Annotated in this window: 12 protein-coding genes and 1 rRNA gene; 2 read left to right on the forward strand and 11 right to left on the reverse strand. The window is 73.7% G+C overall.

The features are described from left to right. Window positions 1-213: 213 nt before the first annotated feature. From recN to ACWDVG_RS29280, 4 genes are all read right to left on the reverse strand, one after another. Complete coding sequence (gene recN / locus ACWDVG_RS29265; protein ID WP_451703606.1) at window positions 214-1,956, reverse strand: DNA repair protein RecN; 1,743 nt, start codon at window positions 1,954-1,956, stop codon at window positions 214-216. 110 nt (window positions 1,957-2,066) lie between these two features. After that, window positions 2,067-3,002 (reverse strand): NAD kinase, encoded by a 936-nt coding sequence (locus tag ACWDVG_RS29270; protein ID WP_451703608.1) that lies wholly within the window; start codon window positions 3,000-3,002, stop codon window positions 2,067-2,069. After that, a complete protein-coding gene (locus ACWDVG_RS29275; RefSeq protein ID WP_451703610.1) occupies window positions 2,999-3,814 on the reverse strand; it encodes a TlyA family RNA methyltransferase in 816 nt (271 codons plus the stop codon). Before ACWDVG_RS29275 ends, ACWDVG_RS29270 begins: the two co-directional genes overlap by 4 nt. 7 nt (window positions 3,815-3,821) lie before the next feature. Then, the gene (locus ACWDVG_RS29280; protein WP_451703612.1) at window positions 3,822-4,100 is read right to left on the reverse strand and encodes a hypothetical protein; all 279 of its coding nucleotides are present in this window, start codon (window positions 4,098-4,100) and stop codon (window positions 3,822-3,824) included. Between the two features lie 42 nt (window positions 4,101-4,142). On the opposite strand from ACWDVG_RS29280, the gene ACWDVG_RS29285 reads away from it, so the two are divergent. Continuing rightward, a complete protein-coding gene (locus tag ACWDVG_RS29285; protein WP_451703614.1) occupies window positions 4,143-4,490 on the forward strand; it encodes an SCP2 sterol-binding domain-containing protein in 348 nt (115 codons plus the stop codon). On the opposite strand, the gene ACWDVG_RS29290 is transcribed toward ACWDVG_RS29285, so the two are convergent. The 4 genes from ACWDVG_RS29290 to ACWDVG_RS29305 all read right to left on the reverse strand — a co-directional run bounded on the left by ACWDVG_RS29290 (window position 4,479) and on the right by ACWDVG_RS29305 (window position 8,646). Further along, entirely contained in the window at window positions 4,479-5,306 is an 828-nt protein-coding gene (locus ACWDVG_RS29290) for an ABC transporter ATP-binding protein (RefSeq protein ID WP_451703616.1), read from the reverse strand. The genes ACWDVG_RS29285 and ACWDVG_RS29290 overlap by 12 nt on opposite strands. A gap of 44 nt (window positions 5,307-5,350) precedes the next feature. After that, a complete protein-coding gene (locus ACWDVG_RS29295; protein ID WP_451703618.1) occupies window positions 5,351-6,385 on the reverse strand; it encodes a FecCD family ABC transporter permease in 1,035 nt (344 codons plus the stop codon). After that, window positions 6,382-7,437, reverse strand: a complete 1,056-nt coding sequence (locus ACWDVG_RS29300; protein WP_451703619.1) for an iron chelate uptake ABC transporter family permease subunit — start codon at window positions 7,435-7,437, stop codon at window positions 6,382-6,384. Before ACWDVG_RS29300 ends, ACWDVG_RS29295 begins: the two co-directional genes overlap by 4 nt. 120 nt (window positions 7,438-7,557) lie before the next feature. Then, window positions 7,558-8,646: an HAD hydrolase-like protein gene (locus tag ACWDVG_RS29305; RefSeq protein WP_451703621.1), complete on the reverse strand. Its 1,089-nt coding sequence runs from the start codon at window positions 8,644-8,646 to the stop codon at window positions 7,558-7,560. 84 nt (window positions 8,647-8,730) lie between these two features. On the opposite strand from ACWDVG_RS29305, the gene ACWDVG_RS29310 reads away from it, so the two are divergent. After that, window positions 8,731-10,026: a DUF1015 family protein gene (locus ACWDVG_RS29310; RefSeq protein ID WP_451703623.1), complete on the forward strand. Its 1,296-nt coding sequence runs from the start codon at window positions 8,731-8,733 to the stop codon at window positions 10,024-10,026. Window positions 10,027-10,077: 51 nt separating this feature from the next. Here the strand turns inward: ACWDVG_RS29310 and ACWDVG_RS29315 are convergent, their stop codons facing one another. The 3 genes from ACWDVG_RS29315 to rrf all read right to left on the reverse strand — a co-directional run. Continuing rightward, on the reverse strand, window positions 10,078-10,845 hold the full coding sequence (locus ACWDVG_RS29315) for a hypothetical protein (RefSeq protein ID WP_451703626.1): 768 nt from the start codon (window positions 10,843-10,845) through the stop codon (window positions 10,078-10,080). Next, window positions 10,782-11,726, reverse strand: coding sequence for a hypothetical protein (locus ACWDVG_RS29320; protein ID WP_451703628.1), 945 nt, complete (start codon window positions 11,724-11,726; stop codon window positions 10,782-10,784). The genes ACWDVG_RS29315 and ACWDVG_RS29320 overlap by 64 nt, the downstream gene beginning before the upstream one ends. Window positions 11,727-11,938: 212 nt before the next feature. Continuing rightward, window positions 11,939-12,043, reverse strand: a 5S ribosomal RNA gene (gene rrf, locus ACWDVG_RS29325); the annotation flags it as partial.

Below are 12,043 nucleotides of genomic sequence, written 5' to 3' on the forward strand. Positions count from 1 at the left end.
CGCACGTTCCGGCACCGAAGTGGCGTCGTTCCCTTGTGCGGTGAGTGTTGGTCGCCGGGTGGTCACCTCCCGGGATCACCCACACGGGTGAGCGCCCGACGGGGCCCGCGCGCCCCTCCGGGCGCGTCTCCGCCCTCCGGGCGCCGCCCCACTCCCCCGCGTACGCGGCGGGCCCGGTCGGGACCCGCCGCTACCGCCAGGAAGCGCCCGCCGTCACCCGTCCGCCCGGGCGGTCGCCAGCAGCTCTTCCGCGTGCGCCCTGGCCGTCTCGGAGTCCTCCTGGCCCGCGAGCATCCGGGACAGTTCCCTGACCCGCTCCTCGCCCTCCAGGACCGTGACGCCGGAGCGGGTCACCGAGCCGTCGTTGGTCTTCTCGACGAGCAGCTGCCGGTCGGCGAAGGCGGCCACCTGCGGGAGGTGGGTGACGACGACGACCTGCGCGGTCTTGGCGAGCTTGGCGAGCCTGCGGCCGATCTCGACGGCCGCCTTGCCGCCGACGCCCGCGTCGACCTCGTCGAAGAGGTACGTCGGCACCGGATCCGTACCGGCGAAGACGACCTCCACCGCGAGCATCACCCGGGAGAGCTCACCGCCGGACGCGCCCTTGGCGATGGGCCGCGGCGGGGCGCCGGGGTGCGGGGCGAGCAGCAGCTCGACCTCGTCGGCCCCGGACGGACCGTAGGCGACCCTGCGGCCGCCGACCTCGACGCCCTCGGCGTCCTCGGTCTGCCGGATGTCGAAGGACACCCGCGCGTGCGGCATGGCGAGCGAGGCGAGTTCGGCGGTGACGGCGTCGGCGAACCGGGCGGCCGCCTCCGTACGGGCGTCGGTGAGCCGCTGCGCGAGCTCCGACAGCTCGTCGCGGAGCCGGTCGCGCTCGGCGGTCAGCTCCTCGATGCGGTCGTCGTCCCCGTCCAGCTCGCCGAGCCGGGCGGCGCTCTCCTCGGCCCACGCCAGGACCGCGGCGACGTCCTCCCCGTACTTCCGGGTGAGCTGCGTGAGGGCGGCGCGCCGCTCCTCGACGGCGGCGAGCCGCAGCGGGTCGGCGTCGAGGTCGTCCGCGTACCCGGCGAGTTCACCGGCCACGTCCGACAGGAGGATCGAGATCTCGCCCATCCGGTCGGCGAGCGCGGCGAGCGCCGGGTCGTGCGACCGTACCGCCTCCAGGGCCCGGCCCGCACCCGCGACCAGGGTCGTCGCGTCGACGGCCTCCGGGTCCTCGGGGTTCCCGGCGAGCGCGCCGTGCGCGAGCGCGGCGGCGGAGGCGAGGGCCTCGGCGTGGCCGAGCCGCTCGGCCTCGGCCGCGAGTTCCGCGTCCTCCCCGGCGCGCGGGGCGACGGCCTCGATCTCGCCGAGCCCGAAGCGCAGCAGATCGGCCTCCTGGGCCCGTTCGCGCGCCCGGGTGGTGATCTCGTCCAGCTCGGCGGTGACGGCCCGGAGCCGCTTGTACGCCTCGCCGTAGGCGGCCAGGGGGACGGAGACCCCGTCGCCCGCGTACCGGTCGAGCGCGCCGCGCTGCCGGGCGGGCTTGAGCAGGCCCTGCTGGTCGGTCTGGCCGTGGACGGCGACGAGTTCGTCGGCGAGTTCGGCCAGGAGCCCGACGGGCACGGACCGCCCGCCGAGGTGCGCGCGGGAGCGTCCCTCGGCCGAGACGGTGCGGCTCACCAGGAGCACGCCGTCGTCGAGTTCCGCCCCGGCCTCCTCGGCCCGTACGGCGGCGGGCGCGCCGGGCGGCACGGTGATCCGCCCCTCGACGACCGCCGAGGCCGCGCCGATCCGCACCAGGGCCGGGTCGGCCCGTCCGCCGAGCAGCAGCCCCAGGCTGGTCACGACCATGGTCTTGCCCGCACCGGTCTCACCGGTCACCGCGGTGAAGCCGGGCGACAGCTCGACCACCGCGTCGTCGATGACCCCGAGCGACCGTATCCGCATCTCCTCCAGCACGCCCCAGACCATACGAGGTTTCCCGGGTCGGATGCGACATCGCCCCCGCCCGTAACCCTCCGGCGCGCCGCTCGTTCCCGGGCCGGATGATCGGCGGGCGCCCCCGCCGGGGTCGTGCCCGCTCAGTGCGGGGCGCCGCGCCAGCCGGAGACGGGCAGGGCGAACTTCGCGACGAGCCGGTCGGTGAAGGAGGCGTGGTGGAGCCGGGCGAGCCGGACGGGCACGGCACCGCGCCGGACCTCGACGCGGGCCCCGGCCGGAAGCTCCACGGTCCGCCGCCCGTCGCACCAGAGGACGCCGTGCGGGGTGTGCGGCTCGACCTCGACGGCGAGGACCGAGTCGGGGGTGGTGACGAGCGGCTTGGCAAAGAGGGCGTGGGCGCCGATCGGGACCATCAGGAGCGCCTCGACCTCGGGCCAGACGACCGGGCCGCCCGCCGAGAAGGCGTACGCGGTGGAGCCGGTGGGTGTCGCGCAGATCACCCCGTCACAGCCGAAGCCGGTCACGGGACGCCCGTCGATCGCGAGGACGACCTCCAGCATCCGCTCCGGTGACACCTTCTGCACGGCGGCCTCGTTGAGCGCCCAGTCCCGGTGCAGGACGTCGCCGTTCTCGTACACGTCGACGTCGAGGGTCATCCGCTCCTCGACCTCGTACGCCCGGGTGACGACCCGGTCCACGACCTTGTCGAGGTCGTCGCGCTCGGCCTCGGCGAGGAAGCCGACCCGGCCGAGGTTGATGCCGAGCATCGGGACGCCGGAGGCGCGGGAGAACTCGGCGCCGCGCAGCAGGGTGCCGTCGCCGCCGAGGACGATCAGCAGTTCACAGCCGTCGAGGGCGTCGTGGCAGTCCTCCGGCACCTTCTCGACGGACGGCGGCAGCGGCAGGTCCGCGGCCTCGGCCTCCAGGACGCGGACGCCTATGCCGCTGCGCAGCAGCCCCAGGACGACCAGCTCGGCGCTGCGCACGGCGGCCGGCCGGCCGGTGTGCGCGAGCAGGAAGACGGTGCGTGGCGCGGCGTCCGCCGCTGCCTCCGGTGCTGCTGCCGTTGAGCTCAACGAGGTCCCTCCGCCACGGCGCGGTCGACGTCCGCCGGATCGAGCGCGGGCGCGCCTGCCCGCAGCCACAGAAAGTACTCGACGTTCCCGGAGGGGCCGGGCAGCGGGCTGGCGGTGACGCCGAGGACACCGAGCCCGAGGTCGCCGGCCCGGCGGGCGACGTTCTTCACGGCGTCCGCCCGCAGGTCGGCGGAACGGACGACTCCGCCGGTGCCGAGCCGCTCCTTGCCCACCTCGAACTGCGGTTTCACCATGAGGACGAGATCGGCGTCGGGCGCCGTGCAGGCGGCGAGGGCGGGCAGCACCAGGCCGAGCGGGATGAAGGAGAGGTCGCCGACGACGAGGTCGACGGGGACGCCGTCGATGGCGTCGAGTGTCAACTCACGTACGTTCGTGCGGTCCTTCACGGTGACGCGCTCGTCGCTCTGGAGCGACCAGGCCAGCTGCCCGTAGCCGACGTCGACGGCGACGACGTGGGCGGCGCCCGCCCGCAGCAGGACGTCGGTGAAGCCGCCCGTGGAGGCTCCGGCGTCCAGGGCGCGCCGGCCCTCGACCCGCAGCCCCTGCGGGACGAAGGCGGCGAAGGCCCCGGCGAGCTTGTGGCCGCCGCGCGAGACATAGTCTGGGTCGCTGTCGTCCTGGGAGACGACGATGGCCGCGGCGGTCTCGACCTGGGTGGCGGGCTTGGTGGCGACGGTCTTGCCGACGGTCACCCGGCCCGCGGCGATCAGCTGGCTGGCGTGCTCGCGCGAGCGGGCGAGTCTGCGCCGGACCAGCTCGGCGTCGAGACGGCGGCGTGCCACTCCTGCCACGTTCGGTTCAGCTCCTGTTTTCGTACGGACGAGGGGCGGGGTGCGCGTCGAGCGAGGTCAGCTCGGCGCGCAGTCCACGGTGTACATCCTCGTACACGTCCAGGTGCCCGTCCGCCGGGAGGTGGTCCGCCTCGGCGAGGCGCTCCAGATGGCCGTCGACGCCGGGGTGCCCGGTCGCCTCGCGGGGCACCCCGAGCGGCGCGATGCCGCCGGGCATGGAGTCGGCGGGCTCGGAGTCGGCGGGCCGGGAATCGGCCGGCTCCTGCTCGGGTAGGGCGTCGCTCATGCCCCGACGCTACCGCGTGGGCCTGGGGTACGGTCGACGGCGATGGCGACGATCACTGAGTGCCGCGGCGCACTGGACACACTTTCCGGCAACCTCGCGCGGGCGGACGGCGGCGTACGGGGTGCGGCCGCGCTCGACCGCACCCTGAGCTGCCACCTCACCGACCTGGACACCACCTTCACGGGCCGCCTGGAGGGCGGCCGCATCGTGGTCGAGGACACGGTGCCGGGCCCGCCGCCCGCGAAGGCGCAGATCCGGCTCGCGATGACCGGCGACGACCTGGTGGCGATGGTGGGCGGCGAGCTGAACTTCGCGAAGGCCTGGGCCTCCGGCCGGGTCCGGCTGGAGGCCGGCTTCCGCGACCTGCTCAGGCTGCGCTCACTTCTGTAGGGCGGGCTTGCGGGCCCGGGCCTGGCGCCCCGCCGGTACGACGAGCGGCGTGCCGGTCTCCGGGTCCTCGATGACCGAGCAGCGCAGCCCGAAGACCCGCTCGACGAGCTCCGCGGTCACGACCTGCGACGGCGGGCCCTCGGCGACGACCTCGCCGCCGCGCACGGCGATGAGGTGGGTCGCGTACCGGGCCGCGTGGTTGAGGTCGTGGAGGACGGCGACGAGCGTGCGGCCCTGCGTCTCGTGCAGCTCGGCGCAGAGGTCGAGGACGTCGATCTGGTGCTGGATGTCGAGGTAGGTGGTCGGCTCGTCGAGCAGCAGCAGCGGCGTCTGCTGGGCGAGCGCCATGGCGATCCACACGCGCTGGCGCTGACCGCCGGAGAGCTCGTCGACGAAACGGTCCGCCAGCTCGGCGACCCCGGTCGCCTCCATCGACTCCTGGACGATCCGCTCGTCCTCCGGGGACCACTGCCGCAGCACCCCCTGGTGCGGGTAGCGGCCGCGGGCGACGAGGTCGGCGACGGTGATGCCGTCCGGGGCGATGGAGGACTGCGGCAGCAGACCGAGCGTCTTGGCGACCTTCTTCGCCGGCATGCCGTGGATCGACTGCCCGTCGAGCAGGACCCGCCCCTGGGTCGGCTTCAGCATCCGGGACAGGGCGCGCAGCAGCGTGGACTTGCCGCAGGCGTTGGGCCCGACGATGACGGTGAAGGAGTTGTCGGGGATCTCGACGGACAGGTCGCGGGCGATGACCCGCTGCTCGTACGCGAGGGTGACCGACTCGGCCCCGAGACGCTGCTGCTGCCGACCGCTCATTGCCGTACTCCTGTTGTCCTTGTCCGTGATGGTGCCGGCCGGGGTCATATCCGGCCCGCCTTGCGTTCGCTGACGAGCAGCCAGAGCAGGTAGCAGCCGCCGAGGATGCCCGTGACGACGCCGACGGGCAGCTGCCGCTCCCCGAAGGCGTTGGTGGCCAGCCAGTCGGCGACGAGCAGCAGCGCCGCGCCCATGAGCGCGGAGGCGGCGAGGTTGGGTCCGGGCGAGCGCGTCAGCCGGCGGGCCAGCTGCGGCGCGCTCAGCGACACGAAGACGATGGGCCCGGCGGCGGAGGTGGCGACGGCCACGAGCAGCACGGCCGAGGCCATGAGCACGATCCGGGTCCGCTCGACCTTCACCCCGAGGGCGTACGCGGCGTCGTCGCCCATCTCCAGCATGCGCAGCGCCCGGCCGTGTCCGAGGACGAGCGGCAGCAGGGCGCAGCAGACCCAGAAGAGGGGCCAGAACTGCGACCAGTCCCGCCCGTCGAGGGAGCCGGTCATCCACACCATGGCGCGGGTCGCGTCGACCAGGCTGGCCTTGGTGATGAGGTAGTGGATGACGGAGGTCAGCATGGCGGCGGCGCCGATGCCGGTGAGGACGAGCCGGTAGCCGTGCACGCCCTTCTTCCAGGCGAGCAGGTAGATCGCGGCGCCCGTGACGAGCCCGCCGACGACCGCGCCGCCCGCCGCCATGGCCGCGCTGCCCTGGAAGAGGACGATGACGGTCAGCGCGCCGACGGTGGCGCCCTGCCCGAAGCCGATGACGTCGGGGCTGCCGAGGGGGTTGCGGGAGATCGACTGGAAGACCGCGCCGCCGACGGCGAGCGCGGCGCCGACGAAGATCGCGACGAGCACGCGCGGCAGCCGCAGTTCGAGGACGGCGAACTCCTGGACGACCGTCCCCTTGCCGAGGAGGGTGTCGACGACCTCGCCGGGCGACATGGGGAAGTCCCCGGTGCCGATGAGCACGACGGCGACGGCGAGGGTGAGCGCGAGGAGGCCGAGCGCGGCGAACGCGGCGCGCGGCTCGTACCGTACGGAGAATCCGCCGCCGGTCCGCAGGGTCTTGGTGGTCACAGCTGGGCCATCCTCTTGCGGCGTACGAGTCGGATGAAGACGGGGCCGCCGACGAGGGCGGTCACGATGCCGACCTGGAGCTCGGAGGGCCGGGCGACGATCCGGCCGACGACGTCGGAGCCGAGCAGCAGCACGGGTGCGAGGACGGCGGCGTACGGCAGGATCCACCGCATGTCGGGCCCGGTGATCGCCCGGACCATGTACGGGACCATGAGGCCGAGGAAGACGATGGGGCCGCAGGCGGCGGTGGCGGCCCCGCACATCAGGGTGACGGCCAGCATGGCGACGCCCCGGGTGCGGTTGATGTTCGCGCCGAGCGCGCGGGCGGTGTCGTCGCCCATCTCCATGGCGTTCAGGGGCCGGGAGATCAGCAGGGCGAGCAGGGCGCCGACGAGGATGAAGGGCGCGACCTGCCGGACGGTCTCCATGCTGGCGGAGGCCAGCGAGCCGACCGTCCAGAACCGCAGCCGGTCCAGGGCCGCCGAGTTGAGCAGCTGGACGGCGTTGACGTAGCCGTACAGGGCCGCGGTGGCGGCGGTGCCGGCGAGCGCGAGCCGCACGGGCGTGGCGCTGCGGCTGCCCCCGAGGACGTACACGACGACGGAGACGACGGCCGCGCCGACGAAGGCGAACCAGACGTAGTCCCGGGCGTCGGTGACGCCCAGGAAGGCGATCCCGGAGACGACGGCCGCGGCGGCCCCGGCGTTCACGCCGAGGAGTCCGGGCTCGGCGAGCGGATTGCGCGTCAGCCCCTGCATGACGGCTCCGGAGAGACCGAGGGCGAGCCCCACGAGCAGTCCGAGCAGGGTGCGCGGGACGCGCACGTCGTGGACGACGACGTCGTTGCCGACGCCGGTGTTCTGGAACAGCCCGTGCCACACATCGCCGAGCGGCACCGGCTTGGCACCGATCATGATGCTCAGGACACAGACCAGCAGCAGGACCCCGACGGCCACGGCCAACCCGACGGCGCGCACGGAGTTCCGGCGCGTCGGCGTCTGGGCAGCGCCTGTCGACTCCGCGCTCACACGGGAGGAACTCTCGACCAACACGCAGTTAGGTTAGCCTATCCAACTTCGCGCGCCCCGGTCGAGACCGGCTCCCACCTGCCCAAACCGACGGTGGCCTCCCTTCCGGTCGCGCCCACGCTTCCGGAAGGGAGGGAGAAATCCCTACAAACCCAACCGGGCGAGCGCCTTGCCCGCGTCCAGACCACAGGCCCCGCTCCCGCCGGCCGTCCACGCCGCCCCGCACAGCGCCCGTACGCCGTCCATCACGTCCGCGCCCCCGGCACCCTCGGTCTCCGTGCCCTCACCCGATTCCAGCACCAGCTCGTCGCCGCGCACCGACGCACGCCACCCCCCACAGACGAAGGCGCCCCCGCCCGCGTCCACGACCTCCGGCTGCCCCACGAGCAACCCGCGCAGATCCGCCGCCACATACGTCGGCCGGTGCTCCGGCACCGCCGCGAGCAGCGTCGCCACGTCCGTCAGCCCGGTCAGCACGAGCAGCGAGTCCACGCCCCCGTTGAACGCGCCCTCGATGTCCGTGTCCAGCCGGTCGCCGACGACCAGCGGCCGCTGCGCCCCCGTCCGCAGCACCGTCTCCCGGTGCATCGGAGGCTGCGGCTTCCCCGCCACCCTCGGCTCGAACCGGCCCCCGGTCGCGATCCGCACGACCTCGACCGCCGACCCGTTCCCGGGCCCGACCCCCCGCTCCCCCGGAATCGTCAGGTCCGTGTTGGACGCGTACCACGGCACCCCGCGCCCCACCGCGTACGCCGCCTCCGCGAACCTCCCCCACGGCAGCTCCGGCCCGCCGTACCCCTGCACCACGGCCGCCGGCCCGTCGTCCGCCGACTCCACCGGCACGAGACCCCGCTCGCGCAGCGCGACCCGCAGCCCCTCCCCGCCCACGACCAGGACCGGCGCCCCCGCCGGCAGGTCGTCGGCGATCATCCGGGCCACGGCCTGCGCCGAGGTGACGACGTCCCCGCCCTCGGCGGGCACCCCCAGCTCCGTCAGATGCGCGGCGACCTCGTCCGGCGTCCGCAGCGCGTTGTTCGTGACGTACGCCAGGTGCATGCCGCGCGACCGCGCCTCCCCCAGCGCCTCCACGGCGTACGGCACCGCCTTCCGGCCCGCGTACACCACACCGTCCAGATCGAGGAGCGCCGTGTCGTACGCCTCGCTCAGCGCCGGCGCGCTGCCGCCCGGCCGGCCCCTGTCCCGCCCGTGCCCGTCCCGGCCGATTCGCGTCATGTCACCCTGCTCCTCACATCACCGGCTGAAATTCCCCCGCTCCCCCGATCATCGCTCATGCCCCGCCCCACATACGATGACGAGATGAACACCTCAGGTCACGCGGCCGCCGACGTCCGCGACGACGCCACAGGCCTGCGCCTGCGCCCGTTCCGAGGACTCCGCTACGTACCCGAGCGGGTCGGCAGCCTCGCCGCCGTGACGTCCCCGCCGTACGACGTCGTCGTCCGACCTGACGGTCTCCTCCACCTGGAATCGGCCGATCCGCACAACATCGTCCGGCTGATCCTCCCCCAGGCGATGACCGCGGGCACCCGCCACCGCAAGGCCGCGGTCACCCTGGACCGCTGGCTCGCCGACGGCGTCCTCGCCCCCGATCCCGAGCCCGCGCTCTACGTGTACGAGCAGGAGGGCGACGGAATCCTCCAGCGCGGCGTCATCGGCGCCCTCGAACTCACCACCCCCGACCGGGGCGTCGTCCTCCCCCACGAGGACGTCATGCCCCACGTGGTCGAGGACCGCGCCGCCCTCATGCGCACCACGGCCGCGAACCTGGAACCGCTGCTCCTCACCTACCCGGGCGACGGCGACGGCACCGACGCGGTCGTCTCCCGCACCGTGCTCCGCGAGCCGCTGCTCGCCACCACCACCGAGGACGGCTTCCAGCACCGCCTGTGGGCGGTCACCGACCCGGCCGAACTCGACGCGATCGCCCGCGACCTGGCCCGCCACCAGGCCCTCATCGCCGACGGCCACCACCGCTGGGCGACGTACCTGCGCCTGCGCGAGGAGCACGTCTCCCCCGGCCCCTGGAACTACGGCCTGGTCCTCCTCGTCGACACCGTCCGCTACCCGCTGCGCGTCCGCGCGATCCACCGCCTCCTGAACCGCCTCCCGATCCAGGACGCCCTGGCGGCGGTCGGCGACGCCTTCCGGGTCCGCCGGATCGAGCGTTCCCTGCCGCTCGCCCTGGAGGCCCTCGCCACCGCCGCCACCGAAGGCAACGCCTTCCTGCTCGCGGGCGCGGACGACGCCTTCCACCTCCTGGACCGGCCGGACCCCGAGCTGCTCACGCGCACGGTCCGCGCCGACCGCCCCGACGCCTGGCGCACCCTCGACGCGACGGTCCTCCACTCGACCCTCCTCGACCACGTCTGGAACATCCCGGACGCCCCGGAGGACATCGCGTACATCCACGACACCGAGGCCGCGGTCGCCCAGGCCGAACGCCGCGGCGGTACGGCGGTCCTCATGCATCCGGTGCGCGAGGAGGTCGTACGAGACCTGGCCCAGCAGGGCGTGACCATGCCCCGCAAGTCGACCTCGTTCGGCCCCAAGCCGGCGACGGGCCTGGTCCTGAGAAGCCTCGCGCTGGACTGAGAAACGCCGAAGGGCGGCACCCGGTGGGTGCCGCCCTTCGTTTCGTGACGATCAGCGCTCGTCGCGGTCCTCGTCCTGGTCCGCGTCCGTGTCCGAGTCCGTGTCGGCCTCGGCCGGGGCCTCGGCGTCCGCGTCGGTCTCGTCGAAGGCGTCGACGAACTCCACGCCGTCCAGCTCGGCGAGCCGATCGGAGGCGTCCGTGGCGCCGTCCTTGTCGGCCTCCAGCGCCTTGGCGAACCAGTCGCGGGCCTCGCTCTCGCGGCCGGCGGCGAGCAGCGCGTCGGCGTAGGCGTACCGGAGACGCGCGGTCCACGGGTGCACGGCGCTGGACGCCAGCTCGGGGCTCTGCAGCGTCACGATGGCGGCCTCCAGCTGCCCCATGTCACGGCGGGCACCGGCGGCGACGAGTCGCATCTCGACCTGCCCGGCCCGGTCCAGCTTCTGCACCTCGGGCTCACCGGCCATGGCGAGGGCCCGCTCCGGCCGGCCCATGCCGCGCTCGCAGTCGGCCATGACGGGCCACAGGTCGACCCCGCCGCTCATCCGCCGCGCGGCCCGGAACTCGGCCAGCGCCTCGGAGTACTTCTGCGTGGCGTACGCGGCGAAGCCGGCGGCCTCGCGGACGGCGGCGACCCTGGACGCCAGCCGCAGGGCGACACGGGAGTAGCCGTAGGCCTTCTCCGGGTCCTCGTCGATCAGTTCGGCGACCATGACGAGGTTGCGCGCGACGTCCTCGGCCAGCCCCTTGGGCAGGCTCATGAGCTCCTGCCGCACGTCGGGGTCGATCTCCTCACCGGTGACCTCCGGCGGAATCGGCAGCCGCTTGATGGGCGCGCGGTCCCCACGGTCCCGGTCACGGTCCCGCGGCCCACGGTCGTCCCGACGGCCGTACCCGCCCCGGTCGTCCCGCCCGCGGAAGCCGCCACCACGGTTGTCATCGCGTCGGTCGTCCCGACGGAACGACGGCCGGTCGTCACGGCGGTCGTCCCGCCGGAAGGCCGGCCGGTCGTCACGGCGGTCATCCCTGCGGTCGTCCCGACGGAAGGAAGACGGACGCTCGTCGCGGCGGTCATCGCGTCGGTCATCGCGACGGAACGACGGCCGGTCGTCACGACGGTCGTCCCGCCGGAAGCCACCCCCGCCACGGTTGTCACCGCGGTTGTCGTCACGGCGGTCGTCACGGCGGAAGCCACCGCCACGGTTGTCGCCACGGTCGTCGCGACGGAAGGAGGAGGACGGACGGTCATCCCGACGCTCGTCCCGACGGAAGCCACCGCCCCGGTTGTCGCCACGGTTGTCGTCGCGACGGAAGGAGGACGGACGCTCGTCGCGCCGGTCGTCCCGTCGGTCATCGCGACGGAACGACGGCCGGTCGTCACGACGCTCGTCCCGCCGGAAGCCACCCCCGCCACGGTTGTCATCGCGGCGGAACCCGCCGCCACCGCGGTTGTCACCACGGTTGTCGTCACGACGGAAACCGCCCCCACCGCGGTTGTCGTCCCGACGGAAGGAGGACGGCCGGTCGTCACGGCGGTCGTCCCGCCGGAAGCCACCGCCACGGTTGTCACCGCGGTTGTCGTCACGGCGGAAGCCACCGCCACGGTTGTCGCCACGGTTGTCGTCGCGACGGAAGGAGGAGGACGGACGGTCGTCACGACGGAAGCCCCCGCCACCGCGGTTGTCATCACGTCGCGGCCCACGGAAGCCGCCCCGCTCACCACCGTCCCTGCGACGCGGCTCGCGCTCCGGACGGTCGTCGGGAGAGTTGGTGGACATCGGCGTGACTCCTGTCTTCGGGTACTGCAGTCATTCTCGCGCAGCCGGCACTCCGCCGCGCATCGAAAGAATTCGAGTAAAACAAAAGGACCCCTGGTCCCAGCATGAACGCTGGGACCAGGGGTCCTGAAATATTGTTCGGCGGTGTCCTACTCTCCCACAGGGTCCCCCCTGCAGTACCATCGGCGCTGAAAGGCTTAGCTTCCGGGTTCGGAATGTAACCGGGCGTTTCCCTAACGCT

The sequence above is a fragment of the Streptomyces sp. NPDC003327 genome (assembly GCF_053589515.1).

Coding starts and splice junctions, on each gene's coding strand:
- ACWDVG_RS29280 (WP_451703612.1), bottom strand. CDS start 4,100: ATGAGCGACGCCCTACCCGAGCAGGAGCCGGCCGATTCCCGGCCCGCC.
- ACWDVG_RS29305 (WP_451703621.1), bottom strand. CDS start 8,646: ATGACGCGAATCGGCCGGGACGGGCACGGGCGGGACAGGGGCCGGCCG.
- ACWDVG_RS29285 (WP_451703614.1), top strand. CDS start 4,143: ATGGCGACGATCACTGAGTGCCGCGGCGCACTGGACACACTTTCCGGC.
- recN (WP_451703606.1), bottom strand. CDS start 1,956: ATGGTCTGGGGCGTGCTGGAGGAGATGCGGATACGGTCGCTCGGGGTC.
- ACWDVG_RS29290 (WP_451703616.1), bottom strand. CDS start 5,306: ATGAGCGGTCGGCAGCAGCAGCGTCTCGGGGCCGAGTCGGTCACCCTC.
- ACWDVG_RS29310 (WP_451703623.1), top strand. CDS start 8,731: ATGAACACCTCAGGTCACGCGGCCGCCGACGTCCGCGACGACGCCACA.